Origin of the sequence: Methanomethylovorans sp., assembly GCF_041447285.1 — an archaeon.
Taxonomy (GTDB): Archaea; Halobacteriota; Methanosarcinia; order Methanosarcinales; family Methanosarcinaceae; genus Methanomethylovorans.
The window spans coordinates 23847-44850 of the sequence record NZ_JBGMEB010000021.1 but is presented as its reverse complement, the minus strand read 5'-3'; the positions used below and the strand labels follow the sequence as shown (position 1 = coordinate 44850).

Genomic DNA, 21004 nt, shown 5'->3' with positions numbered 1-21004 from the left:
TTATATATGCCTGAGAACGAGTAGGCATTTTGAATAGGTTCCACTTTATCCTACTAGTGTCCAGTTACCATATCGTATCAGAGTTTCGTATTAACATCTTTTAGTTTAATCATTTTTCAACATATTTAGCAACTTTTTGTTTTAAGTGACCCGTCTTTGAATCTACATAAATGTGAAAAATACTTCTTATCTCCAAATTTCAGAACCACCATTATTATATATTTTATATTTTTTTGCAAATGTAGAGTTAAATTCTGAAATGTCATGTGTTTTGGCCTTATGATCTAGTAATTTGCCTTTCACCACATTCCAATATCTTAAATATATATAGCTGGTACTTTTCGTTTTATCTCTTTGAAGTGAAAATATGTCAACTATAACATTGCTATTAATCAAAGATTGACTTAATAATCTATTACTACCAATAAAATCAGTATAAATATAAGTACTGTTCAGCTCAATTTGATCATGCAACCATATGGAAGCAGAGCTTTCCTGATCATGAACATAATTTTGATTATAATCATTTCCTTCTGAACTCAAAAAAATCGGTCCTTGAGTATTAAACAATTGATCCACAATACCTGTAGTGCATAAGAATAATGGTATTATAACTGCGAGAATTACTAATATCTCTCGATAGGGAATTGCAGGTAAGAAACGAGATATCCTTACACCACCAATTACTAAAAAAGGGGCTAATATTACAATTGTCATAAAGTAAAGTCTTTGAAGACCGTATCCTACTAATATATAAGGAATAATTATAGAAGATACTAAAATAAACGTGCATATCAATGTAATTACGAAATACTCAATATCTATTTTTGATTTCAGAATATTCGATTTATTACTATCAAGAACAGGAATATATAGCAGTGTTTTGTAGTTTATAGATGTACTTAATATTCCAACAGTGGTTAAGATTATTGAAAGCCAGTATACAATAAATTTAATCCACTGAGAAATAGATTCAATATTAGTACCTGTAGCTTCATTTACTTCCACTCCCCTAGATTCCAATAAAAAGAACTGATTGAATTGATTTAGAGTAGTGTATACAAAGTTTATGCCTGTCTTGAATGTTTCACCATTTGCTTGACTATACCAACAAAAAATGAAAACTATAAACATTAATATTAAGTTTATAGATATATTTTGGTTAGTTTTTCGCCAATCACGATCAAAAACTGAACATAAGCTCAATTTTTCTTTTATAATTGTAATATTCGCGAAATTTGATAGGATATACAATGCAAACCAAGTGGCAAGCAAGATTGATACAAATATATATGTAGTAGAATAATGTGATACTGCGCAGGAAAATAGAAATATAATACTAAATATTTTTCTATTTATTTTCTTAATGTCATTATGAAATGTAACCATGATTGTTAAGGCAAAAAAAAGAAGTGCCATATTAGAACGAGCAACACTTCCTGTATTCAAGAACAGAAGCTGTGACATGAAATAGAATGATGATAAGAATGCATAAAAATTACCAACATACTTCCTAGCGATAATATATATAATCAGAGGAGATATCGAAAAGAGTAAGGGAAATAAAGTTTTGAATAAAAATTCAGATGGGAGTCCTAGCAAAGAATGATATATAGCAGGCAACAGAGAGATACTGAGGCATGTGTCAAGTGTACTAGAATTGTTTATACTATAATATAGATTCTGTAAAGTAATACGGAAATAATAATATTCATGATGAGTATCTACTCCTATTATATGATTTGACCTTAATGAGGTCATTAACAAAAGAGATGTGCTAATCATAAATATAATAAGGGGGTACAATTGAGATGGGAATTTATTATTGTATAAAGCTATAGAAGCAACATAAACTACAATTAGAATTAACAGAAACATCAAGAAGATGTTGTTGTCTGTTGTGTTCATAATGTGCATTCCAAATACGCTTAATGCTGGAAGCACAACTGGAATGATCAAAAATGCTTTTTCTGCTGCACCTAAATTAAAGTTAGGTAATAAAATAGCTTCGTTGTTGACTTTGTATCCGATAATCAACAAAATAACTAATGCAATGCTAAATGAATTCAAAAGAAAGATGGTTGATAGTGGTCTACTATACCCAAGAGTTAGTGCTATATTATTGACGAACAAACCAAAAAACATCACAAATGAGATACTTAATCCAACAATCAGGATACATCTTTCGATCAAGCCAATTTTTATATTTAGTATTTGAAAGATAAGTAATCCTGGCAAAATGGTAAGAAATATAAATCCAAATACTGGCCTTATAACAGTTACATCTAAAATTATTCCAATATACGTCAGGCTTAAAATAACCAGTATTGCTAAATAGAAATACCTACTGTGGATCTTCTTTGGATCAGTTGCACTATTCCACATCTTTATAACATCCATTTATAAGTTTGATATATTTCAATATATTATTCTGTATGTTGTGTTCATTTTCTACATACTTTCTTCCATTAATACCCATTTTTTCTCTCAGCTTATCATTATTCAACATCATTTTTATATCTTCTAGCAATTGGTCGAAATTTTGCGAATGAACTCCAATATTGAATTTATCTAGTATTTTATCTGGGTTACTGTGAAGGCTTACTACTGGAGTATAGTTGATCCATGCTTGAATAAACGCGTTCGGAAATCCTTCAAACATAGAAGTATTGACCAAGAGTGATGCTTTGCGAAAATATTTATCGATTTCACTCAATGGAACTACACCTAAAAAGTCAAGGTTCAATATTTCCTCAGATTTTTTTTCCAAAGCTGTATATAGTTTCTGATCCCCCGAGTTTCCTCCAATCATTTGAAATCTTTGTTCTGGGAATCTCATTGCTAATTCAAGAAACAATTGTGGTTGTTTTACTTCAGCCATTGAGCCTACCCATAGTACTATCGGAGGCTTTTCTTTAAAAGGAATTCTGTCTCTAGGTATTTGAAATGGCATTTTTATAAGATAACTATCAACCCTAAAATTTGATTCCAAAGTATTCTTTTGGTAAAGAGTTTGTACAATAATTTTGTCTGCCAATTTTATGTCTACTAAATTCCCTATTCTTTCTAGAGATAAAATAGATTTGCTAAACTCTCTATTTTTTTTTATGATTATTTTCCTATTAACTTGAGCATCAGAAGCAATTTCATATATAAATTTCGTCCTTATTATTTTACTAAATATTGATATTATACCAGATCCACCACCAGCGTTATAAAATATGTGTGCTTTTGATTTGATCATAGCATTACATACGGCAAAAGCTTTCAGTAGCATATCGATGAATCTTAATTTATGAGTCTTATTGCATATTTGTATTACTTTTATTCCTTTAATATATTCTATTTGACAAAATTCATTTCCATAAACAATTATACTTACTTCGAATCCCTGATTCACCAACTCTTTTGCTAGAGTAACTTGATGAACATCTGGTCCAATTATATTTTTAGCATCCTTTCCCGTAAGCAAAGGATAAGCACCTAAAGCAATAAAACAAATGCTCACTTTTTCACTCATCAATATCTTCCTAAATTATTTTGGCCCGACTTCTTTATATAAGTTTAACAATCTTTGCTCCATAATTGTCCAACTATATCGATTATCATAGGCTATTTTTGCATTCTGGCTCAATTCACGGCACAATTCTGGATCATCTCTCATTTTTATTATCGCACTTCTTATTTCGGATACATCTTTTGCATCTACAACTATTCCACAATTCTCTTTATGAATTTTTTTTGCAGTGGATGTATCTTTATTGACTAAAATTGGTGTACCACACATCATAGCTTCTAATACTTTGCTGCCACAAGTGTACTTATTCACTAGGACAAGAGGATCCCTAAGTACGAATAGTAAATCTGCATTCATGCTTCTTTCCAATACTTCAGCATGGGTTATTTCACCCAAATATACTATTTTTTCGGGGAACTTCAATGATAAATTCTTTATTTCCTCTGCCATATCGCCATAGCCAGCAAAAACAAGGACGACGTTATCTATTTCCTTCACAGCTTCAATTATTTTGTCAAGATTCAACTTTTTTACTGAGAACAAAAGACCAGCATAAAATATAGTGAAAACTTTGTTTTCAGAGGAAGAAGGAGTTATTTTATATGTAGTATAAGGGGAATCATATATAGGAACAACCCTTGGATTCGGGACGCCTCCCATCTCTTCAATTTGCTCCTCATCTGCAAGTATAACTGCATCCACTAAGTGCATAATAATTTTGTCAATCCTTATACATAAATCCCTAACCTTTTTAGGAAGGGGAACAGTATCCTCATAAACATCTAGCAAATCATACAAAACTGGTTTATTTTTCAATTTACTAGCAAGTACAACGGGGGGAAGCGAGAGTACTTGAATTACATGTACAATGTCCCAATTTATTAACATTAATTTTAAAAATATGAATGTCCACCATACTGGAAGAAAAAAGAGAATTTTAATTCCCCACGGAGCTCGAAATTTTAGTTGAATTTCTTTATGAAATACTCCAGCCTCTTTACGCTCAGACCTCGAATTATTTTCCCCTCGGTTCCAACATAAAAAGGTTACTAAATAGTCGTTCTTTGTAAGAGTATTTATTATTTTAGTTGCTCTCGTTTCCCGATCTAAAAGATTCGCACTAATTATGACTACTTCTTTTTTAGACACAGTACACTGCCTCTATCTTTATATTGTATCTGAATTTTGTGATTTTATATCTGTAGCAACTCTTGTTATTCAAAGTTGCCACATATTTCCAGATTAAAATTCTGCATTATTTTCAATATATGTCCAGTTTGTATCAAACCATTCATAAACATTCTTTAATCCATCTTCGAATTTCATTTGTGGTTTGTAACCAAGGAGGTTCTCTGCTTTTTGCACACAGGAGAGAAGCCGAGTCTTAACATCCCAATCTCTGCGCTCTTTATACATGATACCAGCTTCATTACCGGTGAGCTTGTTAACAATGTTAGCCATTTCAATGACTTGATGTTCAGTAGCAGATCCAAGATTGAAAGCTTCTCCTATTGCTTCTTCTCGTATTCCCATTGCAAGCAGGCCATTAACAATGTCTCCAACATAAGTCCAGTCCCTCGTTTCAGTGCCCTCGCCTGTGATGGGAAGGGGTAGTCCTTTCATGGCCCAATAGAAGAAGTTGGGAATGACGTTTCGATATTTTCCTGGTACTTCGCCAGGTCCATATGAATTAAAAAAGCGAGCATTTACAATTGGAAGTGCATAGAGGTTGTGGAAATAATTAGCATAAAGTTCCCCAAGTAATTTAGTTACCTGATATGGGGTGTGTAGATGAATAGATACATCATGCTCTTCGAAAGGCATCTTTGATTCAAGTCCATATACACCACATCCTGACGAGGAATACACAAACCTTTTTACACCAACTAATTGTGCATATTGTAGAACTTTCAAGATTCCAATTCCATTGATCATGAGATCTTTCTCAGGATTATCAACAGAGTTTTGATTTGCAAAATGGGCTGCTAGATGGAACACATAATCAGGTTTTTCCTTAAATACTCTTTTAAGCATTTCATCATCGAGAATGTCTCCTTTTACAAAGGAAACATTGTTTGACTTTGGTATATTCCATTCATAAGCAGATGATAGATTATCAAGGATAATCACCTTCTTTGCATTAAACTGTGCGAGCTTCATGCAAAGATTTCCGCCTATAGCACCAGCTCCGCCAGTGACAAGTATTGTTTTACCTTCATAGTCAGATGAATAATCGTCCATGTTATTCACCAATCCTGTAGTATTGCTTCATCCATTCTACCGTTCTTTTAATTCCTTCTTCTGGGGAGACTTTAGGATTATGCTTCAAATCTCTAATCGCTTTAGAACAATCAATTGTTTTTACTTTTGTAGTAAATGACTCTGCTTTTTGATATGTAACAATTGAATCATCAACTCCAACGGCTTTGAGGACTATGTCCGAATATTCTTTAATTTCTTTTTCCCATTCTGGCTTTCCTGCAACGTTATATACTTCTCCGGGGATGAAGTTATCAACTATATTTGCCCATGTATTACAGGAATCGCTGACGAAATCGATTATGCGTTTATGACCATTATATACTGTGTAAGGTCTGTTGAACAATGCATGGTAGATAAATTTCGGAATAAAGCCTCTGTAGGGAGTATAATGTTCATAAGGGCCATAACAGTTCACTGGTCTTACTCTAACAGTTTCGGTACCAAACATGGTTGCCGAATTCATGCACATTAATTCACCTGCCCATTTAGTAATGGCATAATCATTCATCTGATAAGTCTGTTTTATGGGATTGTTTTCCATTACATCTTCAGTCATTATTCCGGTATAGTCACCATATACTTCAGCACTGGAATAGAAAATCATTCTGAACTTTAATTTTTCTTGCAAACGAAGCATGTGTTTTGTTCCAACGACATTTGTTTGCCAGAGGTTCTCATAATAATCTTCCCCATTCCAGCGACCATATTCCGCAGCTAAGTGATAAACATAATCAAACTTATTTTTTTCAAGAATGCGTTCAAGTTGTCTGTAATTTCGTACGTCTGCACGAATGTAGTTTTCTCTTTCATTATTACAAAGATCAACAGCCAGTACTTCATGACCTCGGCTTTTGAGCTCATTCACAAGGTTTGTGCCTATAAATCCTGCACCACCAGTAACTAATATGTTATCTGTTTCCATTTTTTATCATCTCACTACATATAATTTGTTTGTTTTATTTCGACTTGCTATTGCATCTAAATTTAAAGCAGTATAGAGTACTAATTATCCAAAAGTAAAATCATAGAACTAACTGGGCTACATTCAAAACTGAAGTTGTGTCTTAATTTTTGTTTGTATATTTCTATCGCATGCATGGTATGCTACCTTCAAATAACCAAATCGTTTCTCATTGTAACTATTTATTATAAATCCTTAAATAATCAATTTATCAAATTATAATTTACATCGTAGGCAATCTATGTATGTATCCTCTATACGATCTACTATTGTTTCCCAGGTGTAGTTTTGATTAATTGTATTGAAAGCATTAATCCCTAATATTTCTCGTTCTTCAGGATGGCTAATTAGACGATTTATTGCATCTGCAATCTCTTTAGAATTCATTTGTTCAACTAAAATACCATTATAATTATTTGTGATTAAATCTGAGTTTCCAGGAATATTCGATGCAATTATCGGTTTTTTATATGACATAGCTTCTAATAACACAGTAGGTAGGCCTTCTGAGAGAGATGGTAAGACTAACATATCTGCTTCCATGTATGCTTCTCTCAAAGTGCTTTCATTTACTCTTCCCATGAAAACAACATTACTGATATTTTTTTCAGAAAGTTTATCTAACAGTTGTTGTTTATAGCCTTGGTGGCCTTTTAATTCTCCACCCACAATTATTAGTGCTGAATTGTGACTTACATTTTGCATTGCATCAATTAAGTAGCTGATACCTTTTCTTGCAATCAATCCCCCAACATATAAAATTATAATTTTATTATTTAATCCGTATTTTTCTCTGAATTGATTGGTATTTCTATTTACATTGATATCTGCCAAGCTTATTCCATTAGGTATTACTTCTATTTTTTTAGCGCCGAATTTATGCAAGTTTTCCTTTTGAGAAGGAGTTAAAGCAATCACGGTATCTGCAGCAGATAAAGTCCATTTGCAAAGCGTTTTATTATATATTTTAGTTATAATTATCTTCCAATCGTCATATTGAGCATCACCAACAGTACCATGTAATGTGATTACCAATGGTATTTTATTTTTAAAAGTCGAAAATGCAGCAAAATTCGTTGTTAATTGTAAATATCCATGTGCATGTATGATGTCAAAATCATTTTCTTTGAGTAAGTGCTGCAAAATCCCAGGAGTTAATTGGTTATTAAGAGGTGACCATACACAGCCAAATCTATGAATTTCTACTCCGTCTATAACTTCATATTTTTTATTTTTTGGAATATTTGAAGTATACACAGTAACTTCATGTCCTTTTTTAACTAGATCACGGCTTAATTGATGTACATAATTCTCAATGCCACCAACATGAGGCGCATAAAGTGCTGCTATTTGGAGAATTTTCATAGTAAAATCCACATTGGTTTAAAAGACTTTTTTGACAATTTCTGTTGAGAAGCTTAATCCATGAACAAAATAATAATTTGATTCTGTACCCTCTACGGAGGTGTTTCCTCGAATTAAATTATTCTTTATATTTGGTTCAATTAAAGTCCTACATTTTCCAATTTCAAAAGGAAGGTGTGCATCACTACCTGCAGTAATTGGTTTTTTGTGTTTTTTAACTAACTCTAATGCCATCACGTTAAGCCCTTTCTTAGATCTTGCATTCAAGCCTTCAATTAAATCTATTCTTTCCAACAATTTTTCAGGAAAAGTAATACCTTTTCGATAAGGATGTGCTAATATCACTAAACCATCTTGATCTTTAATTTCTTCTGCTACTTCTATAAAAATTCTGGAAACTATTTCTTCTTGAAGGAATAAGCCTATTATGTCTCCATATTCGGTTTTAATTTCTGAACCAACAATTACTTCAAAATCCTTATCGTGATTCATCTTTTTTGTAACCATACCTCCCTTTATTGTTCCATGATCAGTTACTGCAACCCCATTTAAGCCTCTTTTTTTTGCCATTTTAATAATAGTCTCAGGTTTATTTAACGAGTCTTTAGAATATTTTGAATGAACGTGTAAATCCAATTTCATAAATCCAGCACCTCTCTAATAGGGGCAAACTTAAAACTGATTAGTAGATTTTCTACTTTTTTCAATGAGGATTTTATTCCATAGTAAGTGATTAGCTTCGAATATCGAGGCATTGGTACTACTGGTGTCATGGCACATGTTTCCCATGGGTGTATATACAAAACTACTGGTCTATTTTTATTTACTGTCTTTATAGCATTCTTTAGGAATAGTGTTGGAAATATGCGGAGATAAAATCCTCCTGCTATGGGAATGTTTTTACCGATTTTTAGTATACTTAGTGGATATTCTAGAATTAATCCAGAAGAATCATGTAAAGTGATATCCGTTTTAGAAGGTCTATATGGGCTTACAGGTGCATTCGGTACTCCATATAAATTTGTCTTTATTGGAAAAACACTTGAATCATATTTAAATCCATTTTTGATAAGTATATCAAAAGCCCATTTTGTTGAGTTATCTATAGAAAATGTTGGTGCTCTAAATCCAATTGGTGACTCGCCAGTAATTGATTTCAAAATATTGTTTGTTCTTTTTATTTCCCAATCAAATTTCTCCTTATCTAAGTCATATAAGGTTTTGTGTGAATATGAGTGAGAACCAATTTCGTGCCCCTTCTCATATATATATTTTACTAAATCGGGGTATTTTTCAGCTAAACTTCCAAGTACAAAAAATGTTGCTTTAGTATTGTATTTGTCCAATAAATCTAATAAAGGGATCACCGCATCAAGAACATAGTCTTCCCTATCTTCAGGTGCAAAGCGGCGGACAAGTTCTGCAGTATGCCAGTATTCCAAATCAATACTAAGTGCATTAATCATATTATCTTTCTTCTATAGGTTTTCTTATCATGAATTTCCACATGTTTCTGTCAAACATAAAGCGCCCTGCTGCTAACATAAACCCAAATGTAGGCCCAGGATCATTAAAAGATAAAATATCATCTTTCGTACTAAAATTAAGAAACTCTGGCAAGTTGCTCATTTTTGAGGGAGAACTAAAGTACCATAATATATCTCCTGGAAGTAACCACCGACATTTAATACCTTTTTTATAATCCATGACAGGTTCCACATCACCCTCTTTCATTAGTTTATATAATAAATATGGAAAATCGACGCCTGACAATATTGAAAGCTCAAGTGAACCCCAAAATCTGGGATTAATTTCCATTAATTTTGGGGTATTATCTCTTGAATCTATCCGGAATTCTACCATTGCTAATCCTGTCCAATTTAACGCCTTTAATAGTTTGAAGGCCATATCTATTAATTCTGGATTGTCTATTGTTTCTCTCAGGGTGCTGGGACCGCCCGATATTGGATAAGATCGTATACGCCTTTGAACAGAAACTGCTCTTGGTTCAGAATCGTGATTAAATAGGGTGTAAACGCCAACTTCATCTCTTTTTGGAACATACTCCTGTATTAGAGCAGGACCAAAATCTTGGACTATTTGCTGGAAACGTGGAATTACTTCATCAGGTGATTTACAAATAACAACTCCTCTGGAACCATAACTCACTCTAGGTTTAATTACAACAGGATAAGGCAGATTATTTTTAATATCTTCCAAATCTTCTATTTTTTCGATAAAAAAGGTTTTAGGGCAAGGAATACCATTTTCAACTGCTTTTTTAATTGTTTCTCCCTTATCTATTGCCTTTGATAATATATCGTAATCTGGAAAAGGAACCATTGTGTATTTTGAGAATTTTCTCTTGTTTTTAACAATAGGTAAGACGGTAGAATCGGTTATAGGAAACACGGCATCATACTCTTTTTCTTTTACTAGTTCAAGTATGAATTCCGCAAAATGATCTGGATTCTTAGGACTTGGATATATTAACTTATCACTACAGTATCTGGAAAACATTCCTGTTGAAAATCTGGTTTCATCTCCTGCAGTAACTTTAAATCCTTTTTTCCCCAGAGACCTAATAACTGCAAGAGAATTCCGCATCTGAGAATCTGTTACTAATACTTTTGGAGATGTAGCGCTTAATGAACTCATTTCTTCAACTCATCTAGTTTAAATCATTTGCTACATTCTTTGATTATTCTTGCAACTGCATGCAAATTCAAAGCCGTAAACACTGCCAGTAACCCCATAGTAAACAACAAAACCATAGATATAGCTGGCCCAAATGGTACAGGACTTCCGTTATTATAAGAATTCAAAACAAACCCTGCATTCACAACTCCTGCAAATAGAAGTAATAGTCCCGGAATTCCGATATAGTGCAATGGTTTTCTGTATTCAATTTCAGTAATTATACTAGTCAATACCTTCAGGCCATGCACTACAGGGTTATGTGTTGAAGTATCTTCAATATCGTAACGACAGGTAATGGGAACTTCTTTTGTGGTTAAGCCATGAGCTTTAATCTGCAACAGGATCTCTGAGCCAGCAGACATACCATTGTTGCCTATCTTTATTTTATTGATCGCGTTTGCGGAATAGGCGCGGAAACCGCTTTGAGTATCGGTAAAACTCACGCCTCCGGCCTGATTTGTGAAAACATCAAGGACTTTCATACCGACAGTGCGATAGAAAGGAATTTTGGCTTTATGGCCTTCTATGAATCTGGAACCAATGGAAACGTCGGCTTCATGATCTAAAACCGGTTGTAGAACCTGTGCTATCTCTGCAGGGTCGTGCTGGCCGTCAGCGTCTATGATAACCATTGCTCTGGCTTGCATTTTTCTTGCAGTCTCAAAGCAGGTGCGTATAGCAGCACCATAACCCATATTTTGTTCATGGTAAACAACAGTAGCACCGCAGGCAGTTGCGATCATTGCTGTGGCATCTGCACTGCCATCATTCACCACGATCACTTCTTCCACAAAGGGCTTGCATCCGAGGACAGTTTTTCCAATGAACTTTTCTTCATTGTAGGCAGGCATTGCAGCGATGATTTTTCCACGTTTTTCATTTCTTTCAGGCTCAGTAAGAGTATCAGCAATAATAGAATCTGCATCCGCAATAGTATCTGAAAACTCTTCAGAAGGAATTATGGGTCTTAAGAATGAGCCATTTCCACCATGATCGTCCTTCACCACCTGTTCAATGATCTCAGATGCCATGGCAGACCCTCCCTGAATGAATATGGATTAAGACAAGTATCGTCATAAGTACCACCCCTGCAAATTATCAAGGGATGGAAGCTTAACTTTTTGATACGGATTTCTCCTGAATGTACTCCCTACCACTTCGTGCATAACAACCTAAAATTACAAACATTGTAATGCAATATAAGTCTTTCGAAAATATCTATACAGTGATTTTTATATATAGCTTTTTAATCTTTGTATCTATTGTGAAATGTTCGCGGAGATGCATATTTATTTAAGTTGTTCAATAATTTAGAAACGGTCAAATGAAAGTGATTTTTATGTTTAATCATGCATCTGTATACGGATAAATTCAAGAAACATGATGAGTGTGTATTGTAATGAGGCTGGATGTGTCTGAAAATGTTTGTTCGGGGGCTTTTATAAGAAGAGTATTATGACGGTTGTTAACATGCGGCAACATCAGATGAAAGGGGTTTTGTAAATCTGTGTGAGTGTGTAGAAAGGGGGTTGCCGCACTTATGCCGGGCGTATGCGGTACAAGTGGTTTTGGTATTGAAAAAAAGTAAAAAAAGGGCTCTGTAGAAAACATGCACATTAAGTTTGAACCACTGAGTTCACAGAGAACACAGAGAATTTGAATAGTTATCCATCTCCGTGAACTCTGTGTTCTCTGTGGTTGCATCTGCCCACAATTGAGATTGTAACCTGACGATTTCTACAGAGCCAAAAAAAGAAAGAGTATTACCTTATCTCTTCCTCCTGTAATACTCAAAGCCGATGGAACACACTTCCACTACAGCAATGGCTATGACGAATGTCCATATAGTGTTCTTTTTCTCCTGTACTACCTGCTGTGTGGTTACTATTGCTGCTTTGGCAGCCTCTTTAACCGTCTCGGTGTTTATGGGGGAAGCAAGTGATTTTTCTGCCGTGATGGCAAACGGTGAGAAGCCAGGGGTTTGGGCGTCAAATACTACATAATCCGTTGTTTCACTGATAACTGTAGTCGGCAACACTTCCCAGGCTGTGCCGTTGTATCTCTGCAGCTTTACGTCAGCTGGCTTTATACCCATCTCCTCTATCCAGGAGGTTTTTACTTTAAACATAATATGCGGCTTATCTATGTTAGTTGCAGTGGCAAATCCGGCTTTACCCACCCAGATGTTGATATATTCATAAATATCGCCTTCAGGAGTGCTGTTTACCAGTTTTGACTGGTTCTTCAAAAGCTCTACAGTGGATGTGATCTCTCCTGAAGTCTTCAGGGAATAGAAACTCACTGACATTATGTCAATTCCATTCTTAGTAAACTCATAAGTTACGTTGGCATTTGCTGTGAGGTACTCGGTATCCGCATCTTTTAATGCAATATTCGCAAAGTCCTCGGAGCTGCCACCGCCTCCACTGCTACTGCTACCTCCACTGCTACTGCTACTGCTACCTCCTCCGCCGCTACTGCCGCCACTGCTGCCGGAAGACGTACTAAGGCTAACACTTACTGAGTTCCCTGCCAGGCCACTCTCATCGTATGGAATTAAAGTATAGCTGTAAGTTGTGCCAGTGCTCAGGTTACCATCTACATAAGTTGTGAGGCCACTCACATTGCCCAGGATACTTCCGTATCTGCTGATCTGTACTCGGGAGGTATCGCTGGAGGCTTCCCATGCCAGCGTGATAGAACTATTTGTGATATCTGTACCGCGCAGGTTGTATATCGTTGGCAGTTGCCCGGTAGTGGCCGAATCATTGACCCATGTAGAACTGATGTTTCCGGCAACATCTACAGTACGTATACTGATGGTGTAAGTAGTTCCGTTGGAAAGTCCCGTTGCATTGTAGGAATGAACAGATGGATCAGCTGAGGTATCTGCGACAAATGCGCCATTCATGTAAATCTGGACATAGCTAAAAGTCTCCTCAGTAGGATTTACCCAATTCCAGTTGATCCAGTCAGAACCTGTAGCTGTTTCTTCCAGTTTTGTTACATAAGAAAGTACTATATTTACTGTTGTTATTTTAGCCGTATCAAAAGTGGTTTTAGCTGCTTTAAGATTAGTAATTGCCTGAGACACTTCATCCTCAGTGGCAGTTGCATCATCTGCAATTTCCTGCGCTGCATCGATGGCTGTATTTAATGCATCAATTGCAGCTTGCGGATACTCTCCTACATGTGTTCCGGCTATTGCTGCTTCTGCTTTTTCAGTGGCTTCCTTAATAGATGCCGTTAATGTAGTCTTGTCCACTGTTGATATTTTAGCCGCGTCAAAAGCATTTACAGCTGCCTTAAGATCACTAGCTGCCTTCGCTACTTCACTTTCAGTTGCAGTTGCATCATCTGCAATTTCCTGTGCGGCAGCAATGGCCGCATTAAATGTATCAATTGCAGCTTGCGGATACTGTCCTACTCCAGTCCCCGCTACTGCTGCATCTGCCTTTTCATTGGCTTCCTCGATGGCTGTTGTCAATGTATCTTTATTCACTGTTGATATTTTGGCTGCATCGAACTTCTTTTGCGCTGCCTTAAGATCAGTAACCGCCTGAGTTACTTCATCCGCAGTTGCAGTCGTATCATCAGCAACTTTCTGTGCTGCACTGATATCAGTTTTGAATGCATCGATTGCAGACTGCGGATACTGTCCGATATCCGTTCCTGCCACAGCTGCTTTTACTTTTGTGTTGGCTGTCTTGATAGCCGCTGTTAATGCAGTCTTGTCTGCACCTGCTATTTTAGCTGCATCGAAATCCTCTATGGCTTCATTGAGAGCAGCAAGAGCTGCATCTATTTGAGGTTGTGTTGAACTTGAATCATCAGCAACCTTTTCTGCATCATCAATAGCATCATTTAATGCATCAATTGCAGACTGCGGATATTGGCCTACACCAGTTCCTGCTACTGCACTGTCTGCTTTTGCAGTAGCTGATGTGATAGCTGCATCCAATTCTTTTGTATCCGTAGTTGAATTGCCAGTAGCTCCTGTTGCTACATTCATTAGCAGAATAATAAGTATAACTCCAAAATACGTAAGTCTCTTCAAATTCATTTTCTATTGTACCCCTCATTACATTAATTAAGTGTTAGTTGACTTGCTTTGTACTATTTGGGATATGTTGGGGTTAACATTATTTAAATGTGTTTTACAAAATCAGTTCAGAAAGTTATAATACTAGTAATATAATATTCACTGGCGTTGTTATTGCATACGAGGAAAAATGGGAAAAAGAAGATTGCACAGGCTGAAATTAGACAAAACAGACTCAGATATCTAACATTGCCGGAAAGAATTAGTTACACTGACAGGCCGACCTGATAAATACGATATTTTCCGCAGTATTTGCCCCCATGTCCCTGGGTGCATGTGGCAGACTCCGAGTCTGCAAAACTGCATTTCCTATAGAACTTGCACTTCATGTCAGCAGTCACTCCTTATTGCATGTATCTATTAATACAATAGAATATTATTTAATAATATAAATATATGTGCTATTGTTCATTCATGGGCAAATGCAGGAGTGTATGGGTTTGACCAAAAATGTAACATGCACTACTTAGAGGTCTGCCCATGCTTCATCTTCTTCTGGAGTATCCCAAAGTTTTGCAAGAGATTTTTCCGAAGCTATAGCTGTACTCAGCTTATGCTCAACAATCGACATGATCTGCCCTCCAATTACTTCTATTCCTTTTCAAAGCTCGTCATTTCTGCTCAAAAGGCACGTACCTGGGACCAAATCCCAGGTATTTAAGGGATGCGTAATTCATAACCAGCACAATGGCAAAGGAGAAAACTCCTGCTGCAACTGCAAATGCATAGTTCAGAAAACCCATATTTGCAGGGTTTGTGTACAGGAAGGTGAACAGGCTAAATGGTTCATTGTACACCGGGTACAGGTATGTAATGACTCCATCGTCAAGGTCGTCCAGAAGCAAGTGGAACAGCGTGGTAGCCAGTGCAAATAATCCTAAGGCCAAAGCTTTGTTCTGTTGTTTGTACACCAGCATGCCTATCAGAGATCCGCTGACAATAGCAATGATACTGAACAATATTGAATGTGTAGGGAAAGACCCTATCATGCAATGTCCTCCCAATTTGCCGTACACCAGCAAGTTCCACACAGCAGATATATCCGGAAACAGCGAGAAAAATCCGCCTATGGCTAGTAATAGTAATAAATGTCCCCAGTCCTTGCGCTGCACTTTTCCCTGGCGGACAGCTTGTGCAAATCCATAGAGGGCTATCGGTACTAACAGCAATACAAAGAGTGTTAAATGTACAGGTGGGTATGGCATAGCATTATGATAATATTAGCTATATTTAATAATAATATCGGTCAATGCTTTTGAACACAAATACTATTTAATATAATAATGTCAGTGACGTGCTACTATTATTGCCTGTTTTCTGCACTATCAGCTTCTATTACTTTCATTCCATGTTCAGTTTCTGGTATATACGCTCCTCTGCGATTGCTTTCGGATACCACTACAGACCTATCGTATCCGAGCTTTGCATTTTTCTCTGCAAGAGGCCGATATTGTATCCCAAAGCCCAGGTAGTTAAGAGACACAAGTGTCATCAGCATCACACAGGAAACAAAAACAACGATCACCATGCCTGCAAGATTGTAGTACATGAAGTTTACCTTGGCCAGATCTACATTCGCATAAGAGAACAGGTTCATCGACGCGTTGTAGAAAGGATAAAAATAAGTAATAGCGCCATCCGCTACATCATCCAATAGTAGATGTGAGAGAGCTGCAGCCTCTGCAAATGTTCCAAGGGCTATGGCTTTGTCCCGGTTCCTGTACAGCAGTTGACCTAACAAAGCTACGCCTATGAATGCCAGGCTGCAGAATAATAAAGAGTGGGTAGGTACTGGTCCAATTCTTGTGTGTCCCAGGGTGCCATACAGCAGGTAATTCCACACCGCAGGTACATCCGGCAGCAGCGAGCAAAACCCGCCAATGGCTAATATTAATATCAGATACCACCAGTCTGTCCAGTGCACACCTTTCAAATAGGCAGTCTTTGCGAAACCGTATATCGCCGGTGAGGATAAGCAGAAAACAAAGAACATTAAGTGTACAACCGGATAGGGCATGCAGTATTAATGAGGTTAAAACATTTTATAATTCTGTCGCTCGATGCGTGCAATAACTACTCTTAGTATTTTCCAAGTATGTGCCAATGAGTACTAATATTCATCTTCTGCAATATCGGCATTCACTACCTGGATCTCTCTAATATCTCTTATGGTATGTTGTGAAGCAAAAGGAATTTGATTGCATGCTGTTTCTGCTTTGCTTCCGAGCGGTTCATACCTGAAACCAAAGCCCAGGTTATTCAATGCCATAAGAGCCATAAGCAGCACACAGAATATGAAGAAGACGGAAACCATGCCTGCAGTATTATATTCCTGGAAATCTATGCCAGAGTATTTTACATTTACGTAAGAGAACAAACTCATGGTTTCAGTGTGGAATGGATAAAGATAAGAGAGTCCCCCTTCTGCTATGTCGTCCAGAAGCAGATGGGAAAGAAATGCTGCCTCTGCATACATGCCCAGAGCCAATGCTTTGTCCCGGTGTCTGTACCCTATCAATCCTAATACAAAGGCGCTGCAGAATGCAACAACTCCAAACACTATAGAATGAGTTGGTACTGGTCCGGCCATGCCGTGATCCAGGTTTCCGTGCAAGACAAAGTTCCATACTGCCGGTATATCCGGCAACAATGAGAAGAATCCTCCTATGGAGAGTAATAATAGCAAATTCCACCAGTCCCGTCTGTACACTTCACCGCCAAGCGCAGTTTGTGCAAAACTAAACAGTCCGGGCAGGGATATGCAAAGCACAAAGAACATCATGTGTACAACAGGATAAGGCATGATGCAGTAATATAATTTTAATCAATATATATCTAATGACATAACTTCCTGGTATCATCTGCACAAGATAAAACAATCAAAATATTACTTGTTTGATTCCTGAAATCAAATTCAATAGAAGTAATTAGCTGTTTTTCGAATTACTATGTAAAATCAAAATATAAGGTCATAAAATAGAAAAAAACTTATAAAATAATAGAGTGGGAGGTTGTCAAACCTCCTTCATTAAAAGCCCAACCAGTTCAGAATTGCCTGTATAATACTCATTATACTGTTGGTACTTGCTGAAGCCGTTGAAGCTGTTCCGGATACATCAGCAACATCTTCAGGTCCGTAATCATTTGTATCGGGGACACTTTGCTGAACTGTTGCATTGACAGTTGCGTTTCCAATACTGCTGGTTCCAACACCGCTGCTTACTACTGCGTTTCCAGAACCTCCGCTGGAAGTAGTGGTGCTGCTTGTTGTATCGCCAGATACTGCATCCACAGTAGTTTTACCATCTTGTTTAGAACAATCTCTCAAGTTTACAACTCTGGTTTTGTCACCTATCTTGAGAGTGTACTTGCCTGGTGGCCTATTTGTGCAGCAGACTTGTTTAAAGTATCCATTTGCATCAGCTTTGACATCCATCTTTGCTACAAATGTGATGGCCACAGTCTTCACAGAGCCTTTGTCATCCTTTCCATTATTTCCATCATTGCAATTTGTAACAGCTTTTTTGTCTGCAGCATTACCACTTATTAACAAGGTGTAATTACCTGGAAGAATGAGTGGGGATGAAACAGACATACCTGCCTTGTTAGAACAAGCTTCCTGTGTCTTAGATATGGGAATAAATTTAAAGAGATTAGTAGTGATGGTCATATCCTTCACGCTTTCTGCAGTGATACTACAGAAAGTTGTACCTTTAGGAATTTGTACAATTCCTGGATCGTACTCATATTTACCATTCGTCACATCCACTTCCTTTACATAAGTGGTAGTTATCGTGACGATTTCGTTAGGGCCCACCTTACCTGTTATGGTAATATTACCATCATAAGCACACGGACTTTCTGGAGTTATTTTAAGTTCAGTCACAGGCCATGCAAGGACACAACTTGCGGATATCAACAAAATTAATAGTACACTGATCGATGCAATGGATGCGCGACCAAGCTTTTTGAAGCCTGAACTGCGCCTACCTGAAGCACTTAAATATTCGCTATTCAATAAACAACCTCCTACTCTAAATTGACAGTTTGATAATGTATTCTGACATTCTTCTATAACTTTACCTTTTACTTAAAGTTATCTATTCTATTACATGGATCGAATCTTAGCAAAGATCGTATATTTTTTATAAATCTTATTTTTAATCATATGGTATATTATAATGAATTAGCATTGTGTTTAATTCAACTCGTTTTCAAAATTAGCATTCTCCACTTCAGTATCAATTTTTATTCAAAATATGTCATATTCATGGCGTTAACGCCTAATTAAATTGTCAACTATCTAATTAAAGTGGAGATTCTTATCTATATATATTATAATGTGTTTTATTTTAAGCACATTTGAATAGATTTATATAGTGGAAAGTAGTTGACTTATTTACCATGTTGACTACAGCAGTATCTACGTCAGCTGTATCTACAGCGGCTACATCTACAGCGGCTGGGGCTATTTCAATGACAACAAATGTGGGGATTCCTGAATATGGAGTGCTGGCAGTCATTGGTTTAATAGCTTTTCTATCAGCAAAAGAGATTTTATCTGCTTGCAGCAAGTGGAACCGTAGTATAAGCAGTTTGCTGGACATCAGTATACTCCCACTGTTGGTTTCCTTTGCGGCAATAGTGGTATATAAAGTAGTAGAGATTATCTAAAATCAATACTCGCTACTTTATTTTTTTTTATGTATTGGGTGGTTCGATTATTTCATGCTTGGTACAAATAGAATACCGTCTGGCTGATTTTTCTTACTGCGTTTTTAGGGATGTTTCATTTTTTTTAATAATTGTCTCTATCGTCAATATCGATTAGATGAATGCCTTCTTAAAAAAACGATCAATATACTTTTTGATACTTCGATAAATGGCTATAACTGGAAGTTCAGAATAACTAGGTACTATGTACATTAGAAATAACATGATGTTCTCAAAAAAGAACACTAATATATTAGGGCAGGAGGTTGTTAGACCCCCCTTCATTAAAAGCCCAACCATTTCAGAATTGCCTTTATAATGTCTATTATACTATAGGAGGTATTTGCCGGAGGCTCTGCAGTGGTAGTTGTTTCGGCTACATCGGGAACATCTTCCGGTCCGTAATCTGTATCGGGAATACTTTGCAGAACTGACGCATTGACAGTTGCATTTCCAACTCCGCTTACTTTTGCGTATCCTGTACCGCCGCTCTTGGGTACTGTAGTGTTGCTTTTACCATCTTTTGAACAATCTCTTAAGTTTACAACTCTGGTTTCGTCACCTATCTTAAGAGTATAGTTACCTGCAGGCCTGTTGGTGCAGCAAACTTGCTCAAAGTATCCGTTTGCATCAGCTTTTACGTCCATCTTTGCAACAAAAGTGATTGCCACAGTCTTTACAGAGTCGTTATCATCTTGTTTATCTGCAGCATTACCACCTATTAACAAGCTGTATTCGCCTGGAAGGATAAATGGGGATGAAACGGACATGGATGCTTTATCCGAAGATGCTTCCTGTGTCCTGGATATAGGTAAGGGCAGGTATTTGGAGAGATTTGTGCTTATTGTTATATCCTCCACACTTTCCGCCGAAATACTGCAGAAAGTCGTACCTTCAGGTATGAGTACGATACCCGGATCATACTCATATTTACCATCCGTCACATTTACTTCCTTTACATAAGCAGTAGTTATCGTGACAATTTCGTTAGGATCTACCTTACCTGTTATAGTAATATTACCATCATAAGCACATGGACTTTCCGGAGTGATCTTAAGTTCAGTCACAGGCCCTGCAAGAACACAACTTGCGGACACCAATATTATTAACAGCACACTGATCGGTGCAATGGGCATACGGCTAAGTCCTTTAAAGTTTGAGCTATGCAATTTACCTGAAGCACTTGAAGAACTTTTACTCAATAGAAATCCCCTACGCTAAATTGACATTTTAATTATGTATTCTGACATTCTTCCTTTACTTAAAGTTTATCTTTTTATATTCAGATGAATAACAGAATACAGTGACTTCTTTTATTCAAAATAGAGAGCACAAACAATATCTAACATGGCTGCCAATTTCATCCCACCAAGTGGGGTATATT

The 21004-nt window shown here is 36.6% G+C and carries 18 protein-coding genes; all 18 read right to left on the bottom strand.

The features are described 5' to 3' along the window. Positions 1-186: 186 nt before the first annotated feature. A complete protein-coding gene (locus ACC612_RS12440; protein WP_371854883.1) occupies positions 187-2400 on the bottom strand; it encodes a DUF2206 domain-containing protein in 2214 nt (737 codons plus the stop codon). Continuing rightward, a complete protein-coding gene (locus ACC612_RS12435; RefSeq protein ID WP_371854882.1) occupies positions 2375-3520 on the bottom strand; it encodes a glycosyltransferase family 4 protein in 1146 nt (381 codons plus the stop codon). Before ACC612_RS12435 ends, ACC612_RS12440 begins: the two co-directional genes overlap by 26 nt. Positions 3521-3535: 15 nt before the next feature. Then, entirely contained in the window at positions 3536-4666 is a 1131-nt protein-coding gene (locus ACC612_RS12430; RefSeq protein WP_371854881.1) for a glycosyltransferase family 4 protein, read from the bottom strand. 93 nt (positions 4667-4759) lie between these two features. Then, positions 4760-5758: an NAD-dependent epimerase/dehydratase family protein gene (locus ACC612_RS12425; RefSeq protein WP_371854880.1), complete on the bottom strand. Its 999-nt coding sequence runs from the start codon at positions 5756-5758 to the stop codon at positions 4760-4762. A gap of 1 nt (position 5759) precedes the next feature. Then, the gene (locus ACC612_RS12420) at positions 5760-6701 is read right to left on the bottom strand and encodes an NAD-dependent epimerase/dehydratase family protein (RefSeq protein ID WP_371854879.1); all 942 of its coding nucleotides are present in this window, start codon (positions 6699-6701) and stop codon (positions 5760-5762) included. 255 nt (positions 6702-6956) lie between these two features. Beyond that, positions 6957-8105, bottom strand: coding sequence for a glycosyltransferase family 4 protein (locus ACC612_RS12415; protein ID WP_371854878.1), 1149 nt, complete (start codon positions 8103-8105; stop codon positions 6957-6959). Between the two features lie 18 nt (positions 8106-8123). Further along, the gene (locus tag ACC612_RS12410) at positions 8124-8747 is read right to left on the bottom strand and encodes a PHP domain-containing protein (RefSeq protein WP_371854877.1); all 624 of its coding nucleotides are present in this window, start codon (positions 8745-8747) and stop codon (positions 8124-8126) included. Further along, complete coding sequence (locus tag ACC612_RS12405; RefSeq protein WP_371854876.1) at positions 8744-9571, bottom strand: polysaccharide deacetylase family protein; 828 nt, start codon at positions 9569-9571, stop codon at positions 8744-8746. Before ACC612_RS12405 ends, ACC612_RS12410 begins: the two co-directional genes overlap by 4 nt. Position 9572: 1 nt before the next feature. Further along, positions 9573-10763 (bottom strand): ATP-grasp domain-containing protein, encoded by a 1191-nt coding sequence (locus ACC612_RS12400; protein WP_371854875.1) that lies wholly within the window; start codon positions 10761-10763, stop codon positions 9573-9575. Between the two features lie 23 nt (positions 10764-10786). Beyond that, on the bottom strand, positions 10787-11836 hold the full coding sequence (locus ACC612_RS12395; RefSeq protein ID WP_371854874.1) for a glycosyltransferase family 2 protein: 1050 nt from the start codon (positions 11834-11836) through the stop codon (positions 10787-10789). 737 nt (positions 11837-12573) lie between these two features. Next, positions 12574-14868 carry a PGF-pre-PGF domain-containing protein gene (locus ACC612_RS12390; RefSeq protein ID WP_371854873.1) on the bottom strand — a complete coding sequence of 765 codons (2295 nt, stop codon included), beginning with the start codon at positions 14866-14868 and terminating at the stop codon, positions 12574-12576. 245 nt (positions 14869-15113) lie between these two features. Next, positions 15114-15236 carry a hypothetical protein gene (locus ACC612_RS12385; RefSeq protein ID WP_371854872.1) on the bottom strand — a complete coding sequence of 41 codons (123 nt, stop codon included), beginning with the start codon at positions 15234-15236 and terminating at the stop codon, positions 15114-15116. 282 nt (positions 15237-15518) lie between these two features. Further along, positions 15519-16112, bottom strand: coding sequence for a metal-dependent hydrolase (locus ACC612_RS12380; RefSeq protein ID WP_371854871.1), 594 nt, complete (start codon positions 16110-16112; stop codon positions 15519-15521). 98 nt (positions 16113-16210) lie between these two features. Next, complete coding sequence (locus tag ACC612_RS12375; RefSeq protein ID WP_371854870.1) at positions 16211-16924, bottom strand: metal-dependent hydrolase; 714 nt, start codon at positions 16922-16924, stop codon at positions 16211-16213. Between the two features lie 93 nt (positions 16925-17017). After that, entirely contained in the window at positions 17018-17710 is a 693-nt protein-coding gene (locus ACC612_RS12370) for a metal-dependent hydrolase (protein WP_371854869.1), read from the bottom strand. A gap of 225 nt (positions 17711-17935) precedes the next feature. After that, the gene (locus tag ACC612_RS12365; RefSeq protein ID WP_371854868.1) at positions 17936-18925 is read right to left on the bottom strand and encodes a hypothetical protein; all 990 of its coding nucleotides are present in this window, start codon (positions 18923-18925) and stop codon (positions 17936-17938) included. Positions 18926-19259: 334 nt separating this feature from the next. Then, the gene (locus ACC612_RS12360) at positions 19260-19514 is read right to left on the bottom strand and encodes a hypothetical protein (RefSeq protein ID WP_371854867.1); all 255 of its coding nucleotides are present in this window, start codon (positions 19512-19514) and stop codon (positions 19260-19262) included. A gap of 390 nt (positions 19515-19904) precedes the next feature. Continuing rightward, entirely contained in the window at positions 19905-20822 is a 918-nt protein-coding gene (locus tag ACC612_RS12355; RefSeq protein ID WP_371854866.1) for a hypothetical protein, read from the bottom strand. Positions 20823-21004 lie beyond the last annotated feature (182 nt).